The 20,149-nt window shown below is 72.9% G+C and carries 20 protein-coding genes; 9 read left to right on the top strand and 11 right to left on the bottom strand.

The annotated features are described in order from the left end of the window. Positions 1 to 294 precede the first annotated feature (294 nt). The 6 genes from AB0C16_RS38310 to AB0C16_RS38285 are packed head-to-tail and all read right to left on the bottom strand — an operon-like array spanning position 295 to position 5,951. Positions 295 to 756 carry a MaoC family dehydratase gene (locus AB0C16_RS38310; RefSeq protein WP_357690745.1) on the bottom strand — a complete coding sequence of 154 codons (462 nt, stop codon included), beginning with the start codon at positions 754 to 756 and terminating at the stop codon, positions 295 to 297. Further along, complete coding sequence (fabG, locus tag AB0C16_RS38305) at positions 753 to 1,499, bottom strand: 3-oxoacyl-ACP reductase FabG (protein WP_357690743.1); 747 nt, start codon at positions 1,497 to 1,499, stop codon at positions 753 to 755. The genes AB0C16_RS38310 and fabG overlap by 4 nt, the downstream gene beginning before the upstream one ends. A 46-nt stretch (positions 1,500 to 1,545) precedes the next feature. Next, positions 1,546 to 2,340 carry an enoyl-CoA hydratase/isomerase family protein gene (locus AB0C16_RS38300; RefSeq protein ID WP_357690741.1) on the bottom strand — a complete coding sequence of 265 codons (795 nt, stop codon included), beginning with the start codon at positions 2,338 to 2,340 and terminating at the stop codon, positions 1,546 to 1,548. Between the two features lie 20 nt (positions 2,341 to 2,360). Further along, the gene (locus AB0C16_RS38295) at positions 2,361 to 3,470 is read right to left on the bottom strand and encodes an acyl-CoA dehydrogenase family protein (protein ID WP_357690739.1); all 1,110 of its coding nucleotides are present in this window, start codon (positions 3,468 to 3,470) and stop codon (positions 2,361 to 2,363) included. Between the two features lie 28 nt (positions 3,471 to 3,498). Continuing rightward, positions 3,499 to 4,680, bottom strand: a complete 1,182-nt coding sequence (locus tag AB0C16_RS38290; protein WP_357690737.1) for a CaiB/BaiF CoA-transferase family protein — start codon at positions 4,678 to 4,680, stop codon at positions 3,499 to 3,501. Further along, positions 4,677 to 5,951, bottom strand: a complete 1,275-nt coding sequence (locus tag AB0C16_RS38285; RefSeq protein WP_357690735.1) for a hypothetical protein — start codon at positions 5,949 to 5,951, stop codon at positions 4,677 to 4,679. The genes AB0C16_RS38290 and AB0C16_RS38285 overlap by 4 nt, the downstream gene beginning before the upstream one ends. A 79-nt stretch (positions 5,952 to 6,030) precedes the next feature. Here AB0C16_RS38285 and AB0C16_RS38280 point away from each other — a divergent pair, with 79 nt between their 5' ends. Together AB0C16_RS38280 and AB0C16_RS38275 are read left to right on the top strand one after the other, a co-directional pair. Continuing rightward, positions 6,031 to 7,035 carry an enoyl-CoA hydratase/isomerase family protein gene (locus AB0C16_RS38280; RefSeq protein WP_357690733.1) on the top strand — a complete coding sequence of 335 codons (1,005 nt, stop codon included), beginning with the start codon at positions 6,031 to 6,033 and terminating at the stop codon, positions 7,033 to 7,035. Continuing rightward, a complete protein-coding gene (locus AB0C16_RS38275; protein ID WP_357690731.1) occupies positions 7,032 to 8,336 on the top strand; it encodes an acyl-CoA dehydrogenase family protein in 1,305 nt (434 codons plus the stop codon). The genes AB0C16_RS38280 and AB0C16_RS38275 overlap by 4 nt, the downstream gene beginning before the upstream one ends. 5 nt (positions 8,337 to 8,341) lie before the next feature. Here AB0C16_RS38275 and AB0C16_RS38270 read toward each other — a convergent pair whose 3' ends face one another. Further along, the gene (locus tag AB0C16_RS38270) at positions 8,342 to 9,472 is read right to left on the bottom strand and encodes an acyl-CoA dehydrogenase family protein (RefSeq protein WP_357690729.1); all 1,131 of its coding nucleotides are present in this window, start codon (positions 9,470 to 9,472) and stop codon (positions 8,342 to 8,344) included. A 1-nt stretch (position 9,473) separates the two neighbouring features. Then, positions 9,474 to 10,505, bottom strand: a complete 1,032-nt coding sequence (locus AB0C16_RS38265; RefSeq protein WP_357690727.1) for an acyl-CoA dehydrogenase family protein — start codon at positions 10,503 to 10,505, stop codon at positions 9,474 to 9,476. Positions 10,506 to 10,622: 117 nt separating this feature from the next. Between AB0C16_RS38265 and AB0C16_RS38260 the strand changes: the two genes are divergently transcribed. Continuing rightward, positions 10,623 to 11,384 carry an enoyl-CoA hydratase-related protein gene (locus AB0C16_RS38260; RefSeq protein ID WP_357690725.1) on the top strand — a complete coding sequence of 254 codons (762 nt, stop codon included), beginning with the start codon at positions 10,623 to 10,625 and terminating at the stop codon, positions 11,382 to 11,384. Between the two features lie 107 nt (positions 11,385 to 11,491). On the opposite strand, the gene AB0C16_RS38255 is transcribed toward AB0C16_RS38260, so the two are convergent. Beyond that, on the bottom strand, positions 11,492 to 13,051 hold the full coding sequence (locus tag AB0C16_RS38255; protein ID WP_357690723.1) for an AMP-binding protein: 1,560 nt from the start codon (positions 13,049 to 13,051) through the stop codon (positions 11,492 to 11,494). Between the two features lie 37 nt (positions 13,052 to 13,088). Continuing rightward, entirely contained in the window at positions 13,089 to 13,844 is a 756-nt protein-coding gene (locus tag AB0C16_RS38250) for a VOC family protein (RefSeq protein WP_357690721.1), read from the bottom strand. Between the two features lie 128 nt (positions 13,845 to 13,972). Between AB0C16_RS38250 and AB0C16_RS38245 the strand changes: the two genes are divergently transcribed. Beyond that, positions 13,973 to 14,737 carry an FCD domain-containing protein gene (locus AB0C16_RS38245; RefSeq protein WP_357690719.1) on the top strand — a complete coding sequence of 255 codons (765 nt, stop codon included), beginning with the start codon at positions 13,973 to 13,975 and terminating at the stop codon, positions 14,735 to 14,737. 20 nt (positions 14,738 to 14,757) lie between these two features. On the opposite strand, the gene AB0C16_RS38240 is transcribed toward AB0C16_RS38245, so the two are convergent. Beyond that, positions 14,758 to 15,165, bottom strand: a complete 408-nt coding sequence (locus tag AB0C16_RS38240) for a nuclear transport factor 2 family protein (RefSeq protein WP_357690717.1) — start codon at positions 15,163 to 15,165, stop codon at positions 14,758 to 14,760. 172 nt (positions 15,166 to 15,337) lie between these two features. On the opposite strand from AB0C16_RS38240, the gene AB0C16_RS38235 reads away from it, so the two are divergent. The 5 genes from AB0C16_RS38235 to AB0C16_RS38215 all read left to right on the top strand — a co-directional run bounded on the left by AB0C16_RS38235 (position 15,338) and on the right by AB0C16_RS38215 (position 20,085). Continuing rightward, positions 15,338 to 15,589 (top strand): hypothetical protein, encoded by a 252-nt coding sequence (locus AB0C16_RS38235; protein ID WP_357690715.1) that lies wholly within the window; start codon positions 15,338 to 15,340, stop codon positions 15,587 to 15,589. After that, positions 15,586 to 17,298 (top strand): hypothetical protein, encoded by a 1,713-nt coding sequence (locus tag AB0C16_RS38230; RefSeq protein WP_357690713.1) that lies wholly within the window; start codon positions 15,586 to 15,588, stop codon positions 17,296 to 17,298. Before AB0C16_RS38235 ends, AB0C16_RS38230 begins: the two co-directional genes overlap by 4 nt. A 16-nt stretch (positions 17,299 to 17,314) precedes the next feature. Next, a complete protein-coding gene (locus tag AB0C16_RS38225; protein WP_357690711.1) occupies positions 17,315 to 18,055 on the top strand; it encodes an enoyl-CoA hydratase/isomerase family protein in 741 nt (246 codons plus the stop codon). 366 nt (positions 18,056 to 18,421) lie between these two features. Further along, positions 18,422 to 19,222 (top strand): ABC transporter ATP-binding protein, encoded by an 801-nt coding sequence (locus AB0C16_RS38220; protein WP_357690709.1) that lies wholly within the window; start codon positions 18,422 to 18,424, stop codon positions 19,220 to 19,222. Continuing rightward, entirely contained in the window at positions 19,219 to 20,085 is an 867-nt protein-coding gene (locus AB0C16_RS38215) for an ABC transporter permease (RefSeq protein WP_357690707.1), read from the top strand. Before AB0C16_RS38220 ends, AB0C16_RS38215 begins: the two co-directional genes overlap by 4 nt. Positions 20,086 to 20,149: the final 64 nt, after the last annotated feature.

Genomic DNA, 20,149 nt, shown 5'->3' with positions numbered 1-20,149 from the left:
AGTCGGCCGGAACGCCCACCCGCCTCCGCTTTTACGCCACCCGGCCGACTTAAGACCGTGCCAGTTACCCCCGCGCCCGCAACAAGGCCGAAGGCCAAAAGCACCAGACCCCGGGCAATCGCGGTCGGCCGGAACGCCCACCCGCCTCCGCGGCACCAACCAGAACCCTGCTTCCACGGCACTCACGGAAACCACGCCTCCGCGGACCAACCAGAACCCTGCTTCCACGGCACTTCACGGAACACCGGCGCGGCACCCGCAGAACACCCGGCGGCCCGCAGAAACCGCAGCCCGTCACGAAACCGGGTAGTACCGGCTGACGGTCTCGGCGACGCAGGCGGGCTTGGCGCCGCCGTCGATCTCCATCGTCGACAGCAGCACCGCCACGACGCCGTCGCCGACGTCCTCGGCCTGCTGCAGCCGCGTGGTGACCCGGACGCGCGAGCCCACGGGCACCGGGCTGGGAAACCGCACCCGGTTGAGCCCGTAGTTGATCGACATCCGCAGCCGTTCGATCCGGTAGATCTGACCGACCAGCGCGGGCAGCAGCGACAGCGACAGGTAACCGTGGGCGATGGGAGCCCCGAACGGCCCGCGCGCGGCCCGTTCGGGGTCGACGTGGATCCACTGGTGGTCGCCGGTGGCGTCGGCGAACCGGTCGATCCGGTCCTGCTCGATCGCCACCCAGTCGCTCGTGCCCAGCGTCTCGCCGGCGCGGGCCCTGAACGCGCCGAGATCGGCGAAGACGCGCGTCACATGTGCCTGCCGCCGGCGACCTCGGTGACGGTGCCGGTGATGAACGCCGACAGGTCCGAGGCGAGGAACAGGGCGGCCTTGGCGATGTCCTCAGGCTCGCCGATGCGCCCCAGCGGGATGTCGGCGACCATCCGGGCGAGCACCTCGGGCGGCATGGCAGCCGTCATGGCGGTGCGGATCAGGCCCGGCTGGATCGCGTTGACCCGGACGTCGTGCTTGGCCAGCTCGCGGGCGGCGGCCTTGGTGAGCCCGACGATGCCGGCCTTGGCGGCGCTGTAGTTGGTCTGGCCGAAGTTGCCGACCTTGCCGGAGATCGAGGAGATGTTCACGATGGAGCCGCCGTGGCCCTGGGCGCGCATGACCCGGGCGGCGGCGCGGGTGCCGAGCCAGGCTCCGGTCAGGTGCACGTCCACGACTGTCTTGAAGTTCTCCAGGGTCATCTTGGCCATGGTGGAGTCGCGGGTGATGCCCGCGTTGTTGACCAGGATGTCGAGCGTCCCGAACGTCTCCCGGCAGCTGTCGGCCAGGGCGTCGACGGCGGCCTCGTCGGTCACGTCGCACGGCACGGCGACGGCCCGGCGCCCCTGGGCCACGAGGCCGGCCGCCGCCTGCTCGGCTCCTTCGGCGTTGACGTCGCTGATCACGACCGCCGCGCCGTGCTCGGCCAGGACGGTGGCGATGGCCAGGCCGATCCCCTGGGCGGAGCCGGTGACGACGGCCGCGCGGCCATCAAGCAGGTTCATGTTCTCTCCGTTTTCTCAAGGGCCTGGGCGACCCATTCTCAAGGGCCTAGGCGACCCAGCGGGGTGCCCGCTTCTCGACGAAGGCGAGGGGGCCCTCGGTCTGGTCGGGGTGGCCCCAGAGGCCGACCAGGTGCTGCGCGCCCACGCGGCACGCGTCGGTGAGCCCGAGTTCGAGGGCCGCCCACAGGGCCTTCTTGGTCGCGGCCATCGCGGCGGGGGAGTTGCGCGCGATCTTCTCGGCGAGCTCCTGCGCGGCCTCGCGCAGCGTCTCGGGCGGGTCCACGATCTGGCTGACCATCCCCAGCTCGTACGCGCGCCGCGCCGTCATCCGCTCGTGGGCGCCGACGAGCGCCATGCGCATGACCGCCTCGAAGGGGATCTTCTTGGCCAGGGCGATCACCTCGATCGCGGTCACCTGGCCCACGCTGACGTGTGGGTCGAAGAACGTCGCGTCGGAGGCGGCGATGACGACGTCGGCGTCGGCGACGAAGTGCAGCCCGCCACCCGCGCACACGCCGTTGACGGCGGCGATGACGGGCTTGGTGACGTTCTGGTGCCAGGAGGTGAAGTGGAGGTCGAAGTCCAGCAGGCTGTCCTGGTAGCGCTCCATGCCCACGCCGTCGGAGGCCACCTCGGACAGGTCGGCCCCGGTCTGGAAGGCGCGACCCTCGCCGGTCTGCACGATGACCCGGACGGCGGGGTCGCGGTCCAGTTCGAGCCAGGCGGCGGCCAGCTCGTTCCGCATCGCGTTGTTCATGGCGTTGAGCTTCTCGGGCCGGTTGTTGATCAGCCAGCCGACCGCGCCGTGGCGCTCCACCTTGATGGTCTCGTATGTGGTCATGCGTGGAATGTCCTCTCGTGTTAAGCGACTTCGTGTTCGAGCAGCTCGCCCAGCGTGGCCACGTGCTCGTCGGCCTGCCCGAGCAGGCGGGCGCTGGCCCGCGCCCGCTTGAAGTAGAGATGCGCGTCGTGTTCCCAGGTGAAGCCGACGCCGCCGTGCAGCTGGATCGTCTGGGCGGTGACCCAGGTCGACGCCTTGCCGGCCATGAGCGCGGCGACCCGGGAGTCACGTGCCAGCTCGGCGCCGGTCGACCGCGTGGCGGTGTAGACGGCCGAGCGGGCCGACTCGACCTGAATCAGCGCGTCGGCCAGCCGCTGCTTGATGATCTGGAACGAGCCGATCGGCCGTGCGAACTGGATGCGGGTCTTGGCGTACTCGACGACCATGTCGAGGCAGCGCTGGGCGACGCCGGTCTGTTCGGCGGCGAGCAGCGCCCGCGAGACGTCGGTGGCGGCGGCCAGGGCGGCCTCGCAGCCGATCGCTCCGACGAGCTCGCCCGCCACGCCGGTCAGCTCCAGCCGCGCCATCTTGCGGGTGTGGTCCAGCGTGACGAGGGGTTCCACGGCGAGGCCGGCGGCGGCGCGCTCGACGGCGAAGACGCCGGGGCCGTCCGGCGTCCGGGCGACGACCAGCAGCAGGTCGGCGCTCGCGCCGTCGACCACGTGGTGCTTGGCGCCGTCGAGCCGCCAGCTCCCGCCCTCGCGGCGCGCGGTGGTGCGCATCTCGGACACGTCCCAGCGGGCGCCGGTCTCGGCGAGTGCCACGGTCGCGGTCAGCTCGCCGCGGGCGATCCGGCGGCCGTGGCGTTCGAGCGCGTCGGCGTCGTCGAGCGCGAGCAGCAGCGGGACGGCGAGCACCGAGGTGGCGAACAGCGGCGAGCAGGCGAGCCAGGCGCCGCACTCCTCGACGGCGACGGCGAGCTCCGCGGCTCCGAGCCCGCTGCCCCCGTGTCGCTCGGGCAGCATCAGGCCGGGCAGGTCCAGCTGCGCCATCAGCCGCCAGGTGGGCTCGTCCCAGCCGCGTTCGGTCATCATGGCCGCGCGGACGCGGGTCGGGGTACTGACGCCGGCCAGCGCGCCGCGCACGCTCTCGCGGAACTGTTCGAGGTCCTCTTCGGACGTGGTGGTCATGGCCGCTCCCGGATCTGTTCGGCGCCGGTCATACGACGCCGTCGTCGTGCAGTCGGTGGATGGAGGCGTCGTCGTAGCCGAGCTCGCGCAGGATCGTGTCGGTGTGCTCGCCCAGGGCGGGGACGGCGCCGGCGGGGGTGCGCCAGGCGGAGCTCACCGGAGGCGAGAGCGGCGTGGCGACCGGGCCGGCCGGCGCGGGCACGGTCAGCCAGCGCTCACGCGAGACGAGCTGAGGGTGGTCGACGACCTGCGCCAGGTCGTTGACCAGGGCGCAGCCGATGCCGGCCCGGTGCAGCACGGCGACGGCGTCGGCGCTGCCGAGGCGGCCGATGACCGCGCCGAGCAGCTCGTCGATGTCGGCCCGGTGGGCGACGCGCGCCTGGTTGGTGGCGTATCGGGGATCACCGGCCAGCTCGGGCCGGTCCAGCACCGACGTGGCGAGCCTGACCCACTCGCGGTCGTTCTGGACGCTCACCGTCACGAGCCGGCCGTCGGCTGCCGGGTAGGCGTCGTAGGGGGAGATGGCCGGATGACTCATGCCGGACGCCAGGTCCGGCTCCGAGCCGTGCTTGCGGACGACGAGCGGGTAGCCCATCCAGTCGGCCAGGGCGTCGAGCATCGACACCTCCAGGACGCAGCCCTCGCCGGTGCGCGCGCGGCCGAGCAGCGCCGACAGCACGGAGGAGAAGCCGAACATGCCGGCCGCGATGTCGGCCACGGAGATGCCCGGCTTGATCGGGTGTTCGAGGCTCCCGGTGATCGTCGTCAGGGCGGCTTCGGCCTGGATGAGCAGGTCGTATGCCTTGCGGTCGTCGTACGGGCCGCCGGTGCCGTAGCCGGAGATCTCGCAGACGACCAGCCGCGGGTGCGCGGCGAGCAGGCTCGTGCCGTCCAGCCCCAGGCGGGGGGCGGCGCCGGGCGCCAGGTTGTGCACGAACACGTCGGCCCGCGCCAGCAGCGCCCCGAGCACGCGCCGGCCGTCCGGCGCCTTGGCGTCGAGCGTCAGCGACTCCTTGTTGCGGTTGGCCCAGGCGAAGTGCGCCCCGGTGCCGTTGGCGTGGGTGTCGAAGTGGCGCGCGAAGTCGCCGCCGTCGGGCCGCTCCACCTTGATGACGCGGGCCCCCAGGTCGGCGAGCTGCCGGGTGGCGTACGGCGCCGAAACGGCCTGCTCCATCGAGACCACGAGCAGGCCGTCGAGTGGTCCGGTCATGTGCGGGCGAAGTGCGCGATGGACGCCTGCAGCGTGCCGTCGAGCGTGGTCGCGCCGCCGATGGGCTCGGGCAGGACGACGGGGCCGTGCTCGCGGCTGGGCAGCAGGACGGTCGCCGTGCCCGGCGCCGTGACCTGGCCGCGCTGGTTGGTGGCGGCCAGTTCGAGGTCGACGGCCGCGTGGACGCCGCGGCCGTCCTCGACGAGGTGCTTGCGTACGACGGTGCCGGTGATCCGCTGGGCGTCGCCGATGTAGTTGAACTGGCGGAACTCGACCCGGAGCCGCCACAGCCAGGCGTCGTCGCCCATCCAGTCGGTGCAGGCGTGGATCATCCAGGTCTCGCGCATGCGGCCGTAGTCGAAGGTCGTGGGGTTGCCCGAGCGGCGCGCGAACTCCGGGTCCCAGTGCACGCGCTGCATGGCGTCCCAGACGCCGAGCTCGTCGCGGTGGTAGAAGCGCGGGATGCGCCGGCGGTTGTGGTGCCCGAGGCGCAGCGGGGCGACGCCGTAGACGCCCATGCCCATGCCGGTGTGCCAGCAGACGATGTCGGTCACGGTCAGCGGGCCCTTGACCATGGGCGTGATCGCGTCGCCCTCCTGGACGTCCTCGAACCATCGTGGTTCGGCGCCGCGGGGCCCCTCGGCGGCGTACTGCGCGTCGATCTCGGCGATGCGCTCCTCGGTCCAGGGCTCGATCGCGACGTCGTCGTACTTCTTGCGCTTGCGGGCCTCGGTGCGCTCGGTGCGGATCATCAGCCGGTACTGCCCGGCGAGCGGGGTGCCGTCGGCGTCGGCGAAGACGTTGGCGTTCCACTCGTGCACGGCGCGGCCGCTGAACTCGCTGGGCTTGTCGAGCACGCCCACCAGGGCGTTGCGCCGCAGGACGGCCCGGTCGGCGTAGAGCGGCGACCACCACTCGCGCTCGCACGCCGAGTAGAAGGCGTGCACGCCGCGCAGCGGATCGCCCTTCAGCTCGTGCTGCCGGGCCAGGTCGGCCTCGGTCAGCACGTCCTCGCCGATGATGCTGTCGCCGCCGACGATCGGGGGCGGCGCGATCGGCCGGCCCCAGCGCGAGCGCTCGGCGTAGGCGGGGTCGCACCACAGCGGGTTGTCGTCACCGTAGGAGCGGGCGGCGATGCGGAACGCGTCGGTGCCGGGCCGCAGGTAGTGGGGCGGCACGGGGTTGGGCTGGGCGATGCCGATGCGGGCGCGCAGGGCCGCCACGCCCTCGTCGGTGATGCGGGGCCGGGTCTTCTCATCCGTCGGGGCCATGTCTGTCCGAAAGTCCTCTCGCCTTTTCTTTGCTATCTTATAGCTATAAGATGCGGATTGTCGAGAAAGGGGGGCGCGCATGGCGTATGAGACGCTGGTCGTCGAGCGCCGTGGGCCGGTGGGCTGGCTCGAGTTCGACCGGCCGCACGCCGGCAACGCCATGGACGCCGTGATGATGGCCGAGCTGCCGCGCGCCTGGCGCGAGCTCGACGCGGACGAGGACGTGCGCTGCGTCGTCGTCACCGGACGCGGCAAGGCGTTCCAGACCGGCCTGGACATGGCGGCCCTGGCCCGCGACCCGGCGAGCCTGAAGGAGTCCAGCAGGCGCACCCGCGACGCGGCGCTGGAGCTGACCGGCTGGCATCTCGGCGTCCGCACGCCCGTCGTGGCGGCCGTCAACGGAGTGTGCGCCGGAGGCGGCCTGCACTTCGTGGTCGACGCCGACGTCGTCCTCGCCGCGCGCCACGCCACCTTCGTCGACCCCCACGTGAGCGTCGGCCAGGTCAGCGCCTGGGAGGCCATCGGCCTCACGCACCGGATGGCTGCCACGGCCGCCGCCCGGCTCGCGCTCATCGGGGTGCACGAACGCCTCGACGCCGCCCGGGCGCACCGGCTGGGGCTGGTCGGCGAGGTGGTCGACGGCACGGAGCTGCGGGACGCGGCGCAGCGCGTCGCCGAGTCGATCGCCCGCGGCCATCCCGAGGCGGCGCGGCGGATCAAACAGGCGCTGTGGCGCTCGGAAGAGCTCGGCCTGACCGCCGCCCGCACGGCCGCCCGCACGGCCGCCCGCACGGCCGCCCGTGAGGCGGCCCGGCGCGAGGACCTGCGCGAGGACCTGCGCGACGACCTGCGCGACGACCTGCGCGAGGACCTGCGCGACGACCTGCGCGAGGACCAGCGCGAGGACCAGCGCGAGGACCAGCGCGAGGCGACCCAGCGCGAGGACCGGCGCCCGACCCCGCAGGCGACCCCGCAGGCGACCCCGCAGGCGACCCCGCAGGCGACCCGGCAGGCGACCCGGCAGGCGACCCGGCGGGCGGACCGGCGGCTCGACCAGGAGACTGACAGAGAGGCACACCCATGACAGAGCAGCAGCGAGCGTCGCTTGCCGGGCCGGCCGGCCCTGACGTGCGGCCCGAGCAGGCCGTGGAGGCGGTGCGGGCCTGGATCGAGGCCCACGTGCCCGCGCCCTGGCGCGAGGCGGCCGAGCGGGGCGGCCCGCGCGAGGTGCGCGCGGTCAGGACACCGGAGGAGTACCGCTCCTGGTATCCCGTCTTCGGCGCCTCCGGCCTGGTCGCGCCGACCTGGAACGTCGAGCACGGCGGGCTGGGCTGGAAGCGTCCCGTCGCCGCGGCCGTCGAGCGGCTGCTGCGTCCCTACCATCTGCCGCGGCTCAACCCGCTCGGGCTCAACCTCGTCGCCCCTGCGCTGTACGCGCACGGCAGGCCCGAGCAGCGCGACCGGTTCCTCGGCCCGATCGCCCGGGGCGAGGAGGTCTGGTGCCAGCTCTTCAGCGAGCCCGGCTCCGGCAGCGACCTGGCCTCCCTGTCGACCAGAGCCGAGCTCGACGGCGACACCTGGGTCGTGACCGGCCAGAAGGTGTGGACCACGTGGGCCGACCGCGCCGACTTCGGCGTCCTGCTCGCCCGCACCGATCCGGACCTGCCCAAGCACCAGGGCATCAGCTACCTCCTCATCGAGATGCGGCAGCCCGGCATCGAGGTCAGGCCGCTTCCCCACATCGGCGGGGAGACCGAGTTCTTCGAGGTGTTCTTCGACGGCGCCCGCGTCCCGGACAGCCACCGGATCGGAGAGGCCGGCAACGGCTGGCGGGTCGCGCAGGCGACGCTCAGCGGTGAGCGGCAGATGGTGTCGGGGTCGGGGTCGGGCGGCGTCGACCGGATCGGTGGCGTGAGCGCCTCCCACCTCGTCCGCCTGGCCCGCCGGCGGACCGAGGCCGGGCTGCCGGGAGGCTGGGACCACCCGGCGACCCGTGAGCGCATCGTCTGGCTGTGGTGCGAGGAGCGGACCCGTGCCTGGACCAACCAGCGCATCCGAGACCGGCTGGCCGGCAACCTCCCGCCCGGCCCGGAGAGCTCGATCGGCAAGGTGCACGGGTCCGAGCTCAACCAGCGGATCCAGGAGATGGCCGCCGACCTGCTGGGCGGGGACGCGGTGGCCTGGCCCGGGTCGGCCTCGACGCCCGGCGAATACTGGGACGGCATGCCGGCCGAGGTCCGGGGGCTGCTCCGCAGCCGCGCCAACACCATCGAGGGCGGCACCACCGAGGTCAACAAGAACGTGATCGCCGAGCGGGTCCTCGGGCTGCCCAAGGACTTCGACCCCTACCGGGGCAGGCCCTGGCGGGAGCTGCCCCGGAGCTGAGCGGATCAGGCTCGGGGCAACCCGAGCACCCGCTGCGCGACGATCTGGCGCTGGATCTGCTGGGTGCCGCCGTAGATCGACTGGGCGCGCGACCACAGGTAGTCCGCGAACGGACCCGGCGCGCCCAGCACGAACGACGGCCCGGCCAGGTCGCTGACCACGCGGTAGAGGTTCTGCTCCACGCGGGTGGCCAGCAGTTTGTCGACGGAGCCGCCGGATCCGGTCGCGTCGGCGTCACGGCCGGCCAGCGACCGGGCCACGTGCCACTGCATCACCTGGACGTCCACGGCGGCCTCCGCCAGCCGCAGGCGCAGCCCCGCGTCGGCGGCCACCCGGCCCGACCGCACCTCCTCGCGCGCCGCGGCCAGCACCCGGCCGAGCCGTCCCACCCAGCCCATGTCGGCCGGGCCGCGCTCGTACGCCAGCATGTGCATCGCGATCTGCCAGCCCTGGCCGCGCTCGCCGACGAGGTTGGCCGCGGGCACGCTCACGTCGTCGAAGAACACCTCGGCGAACTCCCGGCTGCCGCTGGCCAGCACGATCTCGCGGCAGTCCACCCCGGGGGAGCGCATGTCGACGACCAGCATCGACAGGCCGCGGTGACGGGGCCGGTCGGGCTCGGTCCGTGCGAGCAGCAGGCACCAGCCGGACCACATCGCGCCGCTGGTCCAGATCTTCTGGCCGTTGACCACGAACCGGTCGCCATCGGCCGTCGCCGTGGTGGAGAGCCCGGCCAGGTCCGAGCCCGCCCCGGGCTCGCTGAAGCCCTGGCACCACACCTCGGTGCAGCCGAGGAGGCCGGGCAGCACCCGGGCCTTGAGCTCCTCGCCCGCGAAGTCGGCGACGGCGTGGGCGATGTGGCCGATCGGCGGCGACGCGGGCGCCCCGGCGGCGGCGAGCTCCTCGTTGAGGATGCCCTCGTAGGCGTCCGGCAGGCCGCGCCCGCCGTAGGCGGCGGGCAGCGAGATGCCCACGTAACCGGCCTCGGCCAGGGCGCGGTGCCAGCGCAGGGTCCGCTCGACCGACTCGGCGGACTCGTATCCGGTGCCTTCGCGATGCTCGTCGAGATGGTCGCGCAGCCAGGCCCGCAGGCCCGCGCGGAAGGCGGCCTCGGCGGGGTCGTCGGCGAAGTCCATGTCAGCTCCTCTGAAGATCGTCGTCGGCGATGACGCCCTGATGGTGGTGCTCGTCTCCGAACACCGAACGGCCGGCGTGGGCGCGGCGCAGCCAGATGTGCGCGGGGGCCTCCCACGTCATGCCGATGCCGCCGAACACCTGGATGGCGCTCTCGCACACCTCCACGGCGGACCGGGAGGCGAAGGCCTTGGCGACGCGGGCGGCGCGCAGGGCCTGGGTGCCGGGAAGCGCGTCGACCGCCCACGCCGAGTGGTAGGAGGCGCTCCGGGTGGCCTCGACCAGGACGTGCCCGTCGGCGAGAAGCTGCTGGACCGCCTGGAAGGAGCCGATCGGAGCGCCGAACTGCTCGCGCGTGCGGGCGTGGTCGATCGCGGCGTCGAGCGCGGCCTGCATCGTGCCCAGCAGGTCGGCGGTCAGCAGGCTGAGGGCGAACGCGCCGAGCCGCGCGGCCGCGTCGTCGCCGGGGGCGGTGAGCGTGAGCGCCGAGAGGCCGGCCGACGGAGCGCCCAGCGGCCGGACCGCGCGGGTCGGATCGGCGAAGGGCAGGGCGTCGCCGAGGGTGTGCGCGACGCCGGTCGCCGGGATCACGGCCGCCTCGGCTCCGGCGGCGTCCCAGGCCAGGGCGCCCGCGGTGGTGCCAGTGAGCCCGCGCAGGTCGGCGCCGAGCGCCGGGGCCAGGCGCAGCCCGCCATCCGTGAGGTCCTGGAGCAGGCCGGAGGGAGCGTTCCAGGTCTGGAGCTGCTCGGCCGCGATGACGGCCCCGAGGACGGGCGCCGCCACCGCGTGGTAGCCGAGTCGCTCGGCGAGCACGGTCAGGTCGACGACGCTCGCGCCGGCGCCCCCGTTCTCCTCGCTGAGCCCGATCGCGAGCCAGCCGCTGTCGACGACGCGTGCCCACGAGGCGTCGTCGGGGACGGGCGGGTCGATGTCGTGGGGGCCGCGGCCGCGGTGCCACCGGGCCGCGAGGTTGGCGGCCAGCTTGCCGCATGACTCGCGGAACGCGCGCTGCTCCGCGGTGAGCTCGATCTCCATGCCACTCCGAGAGACTATCTTGTCTATTATTGAAATAATGGAGCCATTCTAGAGGCTTGTTCGCGACGTCGGCAACGGACCCGCTGTCCGTACGGCGTCCCACGTCAGGAGAGTGCGATGACCGAACGCCGGGCCGTCACCGTGACCATGGAGGACCACGTCGCGTGGATCACCCTCGACGACGTCGAGCGGCGCAACAGCCTGAACCCCGTGCTGGTCCGGCAGCTCGCCGGAGCCTGCGCCGGCCTCCGGGACGACCGCGACCTGCGCGCGGTGGTGCTCCGCGCCCGGGGCCCGGTCTTCTCGGCCGGTGGCGACATCGACGCGCTCGGCGTCCCGGCCGAGGACCCGACCGCCGTCTACGCGGGCTTCCGGGCACTGGCCGCCCTCCCCGTGCCCGTGCTCGCGGCGGTGCACGCCCCCGTGATCGGGGCCGGCGTGAACTTCGTGCTGGCCTGCGACGTGGTCGTGGCCGCGAAGAGCGCCACCTTCGACCCGCGCTTCCTCGACGTCGCCATCCATCCCGGCGGCGGCCATCTGTGGCGCATGGAGCAGCGGGTCGGCCGGCAGGGCACCGCCGCGATGGTGCTCTTCGGCGACACCGTGACGGCGCTGGAGGCGGAGCGGTGCGGCCTCATCTGGCGCTGCGTCGAGGACGACGACCTCCTCGACGTGACCCGCCGCATGACCGAGCGGGTCGCGGGGCGTTCCCCCGAGCTGGTGCGCCGGACCAAGGCCACGATGCGGCTCAGCCGCTCGCTCACCGACCCCCGCATGGCCGCCGAGATCGAGCAGACCGCCCAGGACTGGTCGATGCGGCAGCCGAGCTTCGCCGACGCGGTCCGCCACCTCCGCGACCGCGTCCGCCCGCGCCCCTGATGTCCAGCCGCGTCGGCCGCGTCGGCTGCGTCGGCTGCGTCGGCTGCGCTGACGTGCGGGGCGCGGCCTGCCGCGTGCCTGACGGCCCGGTCCGGGCAGGACGGGGTTCAGGCGGTCGGGCGGAGCAGGGTCTCGGCGAGTTCGTGGAGGGTGGACTTGGCCACCTTGCCGACCGCGCCGCGCGGGAGGTCCTCGACCACCCAGACGCGGCGCGGCACCTTGAAGTTGGCCAGCCGCTCCCGGCACCAGGCGACCAGCTCGTCCTCGGAGACGCCCCGGCCCGCGCCTTCGGCCACCACGAAGGCGACCGTCACCTCGCCGAGACGCTCGTCGGGCACGCCGATGACGGCGACCTCCGCCACGAGCGGATGCTCGGCGAGCGCGTGCTCGACCTCGGCCGGATAGACGTTGAACCCGCCCACGATGACGAGGTCACGGGCCCGCCCGGCGATGCGGACGTAGCCGTCGTCGCCGATCCAGCCCAGATCCCCGGTGCGCAGCCAGCCGTCGTGGATCACCTCGGCCGTGGCGGCCGGATCGTCCAGGTACCCCGCCATCACGTTGCCGCCGCTGACCTCGATCTCGCCCACGACCGGGTCGCCCGTCGCGTCGGGCGCCCAGACCCGGGCGCGGACGCCGTCGATGGGCCGCCCGATGGACCCGCAGACCAGGTCGAACGGGTCGCCGGGGCGGGTCATGGTGCAGACGCCGGTGGCCTCGGTGAGCCCGTAGCCGATGATCACGTCCTCGATGCCGAGGTCGTCGATGAGGCCCCGTACGAGAGCTGGCGGCACGATCGCCGAGCCGATGACCGCCTTGCGGATGCCGAGCTCGCCCGGCAGGTCGCCGGAACGCCGGGCCGCGAGCACGTACTGCTGCAACGCGGGCGGAGCGTTGAGGACGGCGACCGGGTGGGCGCGGATCACGTCGGCGATCGACGCGGCCGACACCATGGGCACCAGCACCAGCGTGGCCCGGGCGTGGAACGGGGAGATCAGGCCGGTCTTGAAGCCGCCGATGTGCGCCAGCGGGTAGGTCACCGGGTAGACGTCGCCGCGCCCGAGGCCGACCACCTCCGACCAGGTGCGCGCAGTCGAGACCATCGGCTCCTGCCGGAGCAGCGCGCCCTTGGGCCGGCCCGTGGTGCCGGAGGTGAACTGGATCGTCACGATGTCGCCCGCCGGGACCGGGGACGCCGGCCCGCCGCCGAACCGGCCGACCAGCTCGTTCCAGCCCGCGCTGCCCGCCGGCACGTCCTCGCCGAGGGTCACCACGCCGGCGTCGCCGGCGATCGGCAGCGCCTCCTCCGCCAGCCGGCGGGAGAGCAGCCGGTCGGGCGCGACCACGAAACGGCAGGCGGCTCGCGGCAGGATCTCGCCCACCTCCGAGGAGGTGTAGCGAGGGTTGAGCGGCACGAGGACGCCGCCCCCGACGATCGCCGCGAGCATGGCCACCGTGCAGTCGATCGTGTTGACGGCCCAGACCGCGACCCGGTCGCCGGGCCGCAGGCCGTGGCCCTGCCAGGCGGCCACCCCGGCCCGGACGCGCGCGTCGAGCTCGGCGTAGGAGAGGCTCTGCCCCTCGCAGATCACGGCGGTGACCTCGGCGGCGTCCTTCGCCGCGGCGGCGAGGAGCGCGTCGATCGAGTGGGGTGAGGTGCTGCTCATCGAAACTCCTGGAGCGTGGTCAGCCGTGGGGAGGAGGTCAGGCCCGGTCCTCGTGCGGTGGCCGGGGCTCGACGAGGTGGTCTCCGGGTACGGCGTGGTGGGGCCGGAGATGGACGAGGTGGTCTCCGGGAATGGGGCGGTGTGGCGGGGGATGGACGAGGTGGTCTCCGACGTGCGGTGGCTGGGGCTCGACGAGGGGGTCTCCGGGAACGGGGCGGTGTGGCGGGGGATAGACGAGGTGGTCTCCGAAGGCGGCGCGCACGATGTCCGTGCTGCGTGCGTCGAGGAGTTCCAGACACCAGGGGACCCGCGCGTCGCGGGACTCGGTGTAGGCCCAGAAGCCCGGGGCGGGCTCCGGAGCGAGAGGCAACGCCCCGTGTCCGCGCGCCACCGCGGACACCGGCGCCGCCAGGCCGGGGCGCCGCCCGGCGGGGGAGTAGGTCACCTCGGCCGTGTCGCCCAGGGCGGCGACGGCCCGATCGAGGTCGTCGACCCAGAAGGCCAGGTGGTGGATGCCGGGGCCGCGCTCCTCCAGCCACGCCGAGGTGCGGGTGCGGCCGTCGTGCGGCTCCACCAGCTCGATCGCGGTGTCGGCCAGGCGGGCGAAGGCCACCCGGGACGAGGCCGGCCCGACGATCTCGCCGTGCAGTTGGAGCAGCCCGTCGGGCTGGTTCACGTCGCGGACGAGCCAGTCGTCGAGACCCAGCAGGGCGCCCCAGGTGCGCTGGAACTCCTCGATGCTGTGGACGGCGAAGCCGATGTGGCAGAGCCCCACGATTCCCGGCAAGCTCATCGCGCCCGCCGTCCGCACCGTGCGAGCCGTCCGCACCGTGCGAGCCGTGCGAGCCGTACGGACTGGCCGCGCCGCCGGCGCTGCCCGTGCTGTCCGGGCCGGCGCCGCGCACTGCGTAGAATCGCCGGGTGCACGCCGAATCCGGCGCCGGGTCCGCGCGCCGTCCGAAACTCTCGCTCGAGGTGGCCCGGCAGATCGTCCAGACCATGAGCGACGCCGGCATGGGCCCGGGCGACCGCTACTTCCCCGAGGCCGAGGCGATGCGCCGCCACGGCGTGGGGCGCGGCACCTACCGTGAGGCGCTGCGCTTCCTCGAGCACCAGGGCCTGATCGTCATGCGCCCCGGGCCACACGGCGGGCCGGAGATCGTCCAGCCGGGCTGGCCCAATCTCGCCTCGACCATCGCCCTGCTGCTGCAGTTCGCGGGGGCGCCCCTCAGCTCGGTGCTGGACGCCAGGGTCATGATCGAGCCCGGCATGGCCGAGCTCGCCGCGCGCAACGCGACACAGGAGGAGCTGGACCGGATGGCCGGCGACCTCGACGCCCTCGAACGTGGGCTGGGCTCCATCCGCGTCTTCGCGCCGGCCTACGAGGCCTACTGGCAGCACCTCGCCGAAAGTAGCCATAACGAGCTGTTCGCCTTTCTCAGTCCGGCGCTGCGTGCCATCGTCAACAGCGCCGGGTTCGTGCCAGACGAACCGTATCGCGTCGAGATCCTGGCCCGGCTGCGCGCCGTGCACGACGCCGTGGCCGCGCGTGACGCGGTCCGCGCCCGCGAGGTGATGCGCGAGCTGGAGGAGGAGTTCGGGCGGCGGCTCAGGCACGGTTATCCCCGGCAGATCGCCCAAGCGATGACCTGGTCGGACGTGCGCCCCTCCGGCGACCCGGCGTAGCCGCGCGCGGCCCGCGGCGGTCATCCGGCGCGGCTCACACGCCGGTGGATGCGCCAGCCTTCGGGGGTGCGGGCCAGCTCGTCGGTGTAGACGCCGAAGACGCGGACCATGGGCGTCGAGGTGGTGTCGGCGAAGAAGAGGAAGTAGGACACCGAGGTGGCCGTGTCGCCGTCGACGGTCACGTGCAGGGGGACCACCAGGTGACGGGTCGCCGTGCCCGGCCCGCTGACCCCTTCGGCGCGCCGCCGGCGGGTGGCCTCGACGATCTCGTCGATGCCCTCCTGCGTGCTCGGGCCGAAGGTCCAGGTGGCGTCGCGGGTGTAGAGGGCGCGGTAGTCGTCGGGCGTGCCCTCGTCGGCGAGGTGTGCGGCGCGCCCGATGAGATCGCGGATGAGCACGTGGTCGTGCGCGGGGGTGGCGTCGGACATTGCGTCACTCTATCATAGTAATGATGTAAATCATAGCTGCCAGCCGGTCCCGCAAGATCACCCTGACCAGGTGCCTTGATTGGCGAACCGGCCCATCCATTGACCAAGATGCGGACAAAGACTAGGTTCCTAGATTATTCCGAGACGACCAACAGGAACGGAGGGTGCGATCATGGCGGTGACGTCGATCGGCGCGCAGCTCGTCGCCGAGTTCGAGCGGATGGTCCGCCGCGACGGCGGGGAGGTCACCCTGCTGGCGGAGGACGACGACCTGATCCGCGTCGGCTACCGGCCGGGCAGCGCCGGCCCCGACTGCAAGGACGATGTCTGCGTCCTGCCCCAGCATGAGCTGCGGCAGCTCATGGCCGAGACTCTGCGCCGGCGCGACCCGAAGATCGAACTCGTGGTGGAGGTACTCCCTTGAACGCCCGACTGACCATCGTCAACCCGGTCGCGACGCCGAGGTCGCACGCCGACGGCGACCGCTTCCCGCCCGCCGCGCGGCCCTCGACGCTGGACGGCGCGACCGTGGCGCTCTACTGGAACGGCAAGCAGAACGGCCTCGACGCGCTGGCCCGCGCCCGCGAGCTGATCGAGGCGAAGTTCCGCGACGTGACCTTCGTCGAGCTGACGGGCGCGCTCGGCGGCACCACCCGCTACCTCTCCGAGGAGCAGCTCACGCTGATCGAGCAGCGGGTCGACGTCATGGTCGCCACCACGGCCGACTGCGGCAGTTGCTGCTCCTGGCTGATGCGCGACCTCTGCGAGGTCGAGCGCCGCGGCGTCCCCGCCGTGGGCTACACCGCGGCGATCTTCGACGAGGACGCCCGCTTCAGCGCCAAGACCTTCGGCGTGCCGGAAGCCTGCCCGGTGATCGTCCCGGACTGCTTCTCCAACAAGAGCCCGGAGGAGATCCACCTCATGGTGGACGAGTCCTTCGAGGAGGTCGTCCACCTGCTGACCACCGAGCGGGCCGTCTACGACGTGCTGCCCGAGTTCGACTCGATGGTGCTCGAGAGCGCGCCCGAGCTGCACTTCGGCGGTGACGACCTGCTCGACGCCTTCGACGAGATGCAGCGCCGGTTCGTGGCCAACGGCTGGAGCGACGGAATGCCGCTGGTGCCGCCCACCCGGCGCAAGGTCGCCGCGATGGTGGAGGCGTCCGGGCTGGACGGCGACCATGTGGTGGGCGACTTCGCCCCCGGCTTCGGCATCGGCACGGTGGAGAAGATCGCGGCGAACGCGGTGATGGCGGGCTGCCGGCCGGAGACGATGCCGGTGATCCTGGCGACCATGGAGTGCGTCCTCGACCCGTCGATCGGGCTGCGCACCTGGGCGATGTCGACCGGCCCGCAGGCGCCGCTCGTGCTCGTCTCCGGCCCGATCGCCGACCAGATCGGGATGAACCGCGGCATCTGCGCGCTCGGCCCGGGCTCGATCTCGGAGGTCAACGTCGCCATCGGCCGGGCGCTGCGGCTCATCATGATGAACGTGGGCCTGTCCTACCCCGGCATCACCGACATGGACACCATCGGCACCCCGATGAAGTTCTCGGCCTGCGTCGCCGAGAACGAGGAGCGCACCCCCTGGGAGTCCTGGCGGGTCCAGCAGGGCTTCTCCCCGGAGCAGTCGACGGTGACCGTGAACGTCCCCTACGGCATGACGGAGTTCTTCGACTTCCAGAACTCCGACCCCGAGCTGCTCATCGAGAGCTGGTCGACGCTGACCTCCCACGCGGTCGGCACACCGGCGGCGGGAGCCTGGCTGATCAAGCAGAACGCGCCGCTGTCGGCCGGATACCCGTTCCACGGCACGTTCTCCAACATGCTGCTGATGGCCCCCGACCACGCCGCCGTCTTCGCCGCGGCCGGCTGGACCCCCGACGACATCCGCGAGGCCATCCACCGGCGGACGAAGATCCCGTTCCGCCAGCTGATGCTGAACCAGTCGATGCCCGCCTTCGAGACCTCCCACCCGGAGCTGCGGTGGCTGCTCGACGCCCCGGACACGATGGTCACCGTCAACCCGTCCGCCGACTGCTTCGAGTTCTTCGTCGTCGGGGCCAAGGCCGGGCGCAGCCAGTTCTGCTTCGGCGGCACGAACTCGGTGACCAAGCCCGTCGTCATCCCCTGAACCGGCCGGAGAACCGATGATCGACCTGACCGAACCCCGCCCGCACGTCGCCCAGATCACGCTGAACCGGCCGGCGCGCCGCAACGCGCTGGACCTGGCCGGGTTCCGCGAGCTCGCCGCCGCCTGGCGTGAGGTCGCGGCGGGCGGGGCGCGGGTCGCCGTGGTCACCGGGGGAGCGGACTTCTCCTCCGGCGCGGACCTGGCGACGTTCTCCGGCGACGTCGCGGCGGCGCTCCGGCACGGCGAGCCCGCCGACGGCCTGTGGGGCGACGTGCACCACGCGCTCCTGCGCGACGTCGTGCTGCCCATCCCGGTGGTGGCCGCCATCGAGGGCGTCTGCTTCGGCGCCGGCATGGAGCTCGCCGGCGCGACGGACATCCGGGTCGCCGCCGAGTCGGCGCGTTTCTCCCTGCCGGAGGTCCGGCACGGCTTCATCGCGAGCGGCGGGTCCGTCGCGCGGCTGCCGCGCCAGATCGGCTATCCGGCGGCGATGCAGGTGCTGCTCACCGGCGAGCGTTTCGACGCGACCCGGATGCGGGAGTGGGGATTCGTCGGCGAGGTGGTGCCGGACGGCTCGGCGCTCGCACGCGCCCTCGAGCTCGCCGAGCGGGTCGCCGCGAACTCTCCCGACGCGGTGCGGGGGGTCAAGCGCGCGGCCGGCGAGGGCCTGCGCGGCACCCTGGCGCAGGCGTTCGAGATCGAGTCGCGGGTGTCGGACGAGGTGCTGGCGGCCTCCCGCCGTTCCGCGCGAGGCTGACCGCCCGCCGCTCCCGCACGTCGGGGCGGATCGCCGCACTGGCCGCCGGATCCCGCACGTCCGGGGTGGGCCGTCGCACCGGCCGGCGGATCCCCGCACGTCGGGGCCGGTCGCCGTACCGGCCGGCGGGCCGCCGAGGGTGGGCGCCGGGCGGTCGCCGGCCCCTCACGTATCCTGTCCTGACCCTCCGTACGGGCAGGTGGCGGCGTTCTGCCGCCGGGTGGGCCGGCAGCCGCGGGAAACGGCGGCGCCACCGGGGCCGCCCACGTTCACAGACTCTTGTCTCACCTTCGTTAGGTATGTATCTTATACATCATTGATTCATAAGATCCGTCGTAGGCGACGGCCGCAGAGAGGCCTTTCGTGATGCCATCAGTTCCCTTCGAGGGCGCCGACGAGGCCGATGTGAAGATCGCGGTCCGGCAGGTGGGCAAGGTGTTCCCGTCCGGCGCCGGCTCGGTGCAGGCTCTCGCGGACATCTCGCTGAACGTGCGCGACGGCGAGTTCTTGTGCCTCCTCGGCCCCTCAGGATGCGGCAAGACCACGCTGCTGAGGGTCATGGCGCAGCTGGAGCGGCCGTCGAGCGGGGTGATCGAGATGCGTCACGACGATCCGTCGCGACCGCTGTCGGCCGTCGTGTTCCAGGACTACTCGGTGTTCCCGTGGAAGACGATCCGCGACAACGTGATCTTCCCGCTGCTCCAGACCGGGATGCGCAAGGCCGAGGCGCGTGAGGTCGCCGACCACTGGCTCGCCCAGCTCGACCTCGGCGGGTTCGAGCGCGCCTACCCCGACACGGTCTCCGGTGGCATGAAGCAGCGCGTCGCGATCGCCCGGGCGCTCGCCGTCCGGCCCGAGCTGCTGCTCATGGACGAGCCGCTCGCCGCGCTCGACGCCCAGCTCCGCCTGCTCCTGCAGGAGAAACTGCTGGAGCTCTGGCAGGCCCACCAGAACACCGTCGTGTTCGTCACCCACTCCATCGACGAGGCCCTGCTGCTCGGTGACCGCATCGCGGTGATGAGCGCGCGCCCTGGCCGCATCGCCACGGTGATCGACGTGCCGTTCGACCGGCCGCGTCACCCGGACGAGATCCGGGCCTCGCCCGACTTCGCCGCCCTGCGCGACGAGATCTGGCACCGACTGCGAAGGGAACTCCAGCCCGTATGACCCCCCTGACCCGCGACCCCGGCACCGCGACCACGCCGCGCGCCGACGGCACCACCTGGCGGTCGATCACCCCCGGACCGGCCGAGCTCGACCCGCGCGGGTACGCGAGGCGCCGCGGCCTCGTCGAACGGGGCCTCGCGATCCTGGCGCCCGTGGTCCTCATCGGCCTCTGGCAGCTCCTGGCGGGCCGCGGGGTGCTGGAGAGCAACTACTTTCCGGCCCCCACGACCATCGCGGCGAGCTGGGGCGGGCTCATCGAGAGCGGCGTCTACCAGGAGTCGGTCGTCGCCAGCGTGCAGCGCATCGCCCTCGGCTACGTGTTCGGCAGCCTCAGCGCGGTCGTCCTCGGGCTGCTCATCGGCTCGGTGAGGCTGCTGCGCGTGGCGCTGGAGCCGATGATCGCCGCCCTCTACACGGTCCCGAAGCTGGCGATCCTCCCGCTGCTCCTGCTCATCTTCGGCCTGGGCGAGACGAGCAAGATCCTGCTCGTGGCCCTCACCTGCTTCTTCGTGGTGCTCATCAACACGATCGACGCGGTCAGCAGCGTGTCGCCCCGCTACGGCGACGTCGGCCGGTCGTGCGGAGCCTCACGCTGGTCGACCCTGCGGCACATCACCCTTCCGGCCGCCCTGCCCCAGACCATCACCGGGATGCGGATCGCCTCCGGTCTCGCCGTCATCGTCATCGTCGGCGCGGAGTTCGTGGCCGCCGATGCGGGCCTCGGGTTCCTGGTGTGGAACTCGTGGAACCTCGGGGTCCCGGAGCACATGTACGTGGGCATCGTCTCGATCTCGGTGATCGGCGTCATCGCCAGCATGCTCCTCCGAGGCCTCGAATGGCTGCTCACCCCCTGGAACCGTTGACCAACCGAACACCGAGCCGTCCGCCCGGCCGTCGCCCGGCGGGCCCGGTGCGTACCCATCGAAA

The sequence above is a fragment of the Nonomuraea sp. NPDC048916 genome (assembly GCF_040649575.1).
Taxonomy (GTDB): domain Bacteria; phylum Actinomycetota; class Actinomycetes; order Streptosporangiales; family Streptosporangiaceae; genus Nonomuraea.
The sequence above is the reverse complement of the archived record's forward strand: the minus strand, read 5'-3'. Positions and strand labels throughout refer to the sequence as shown.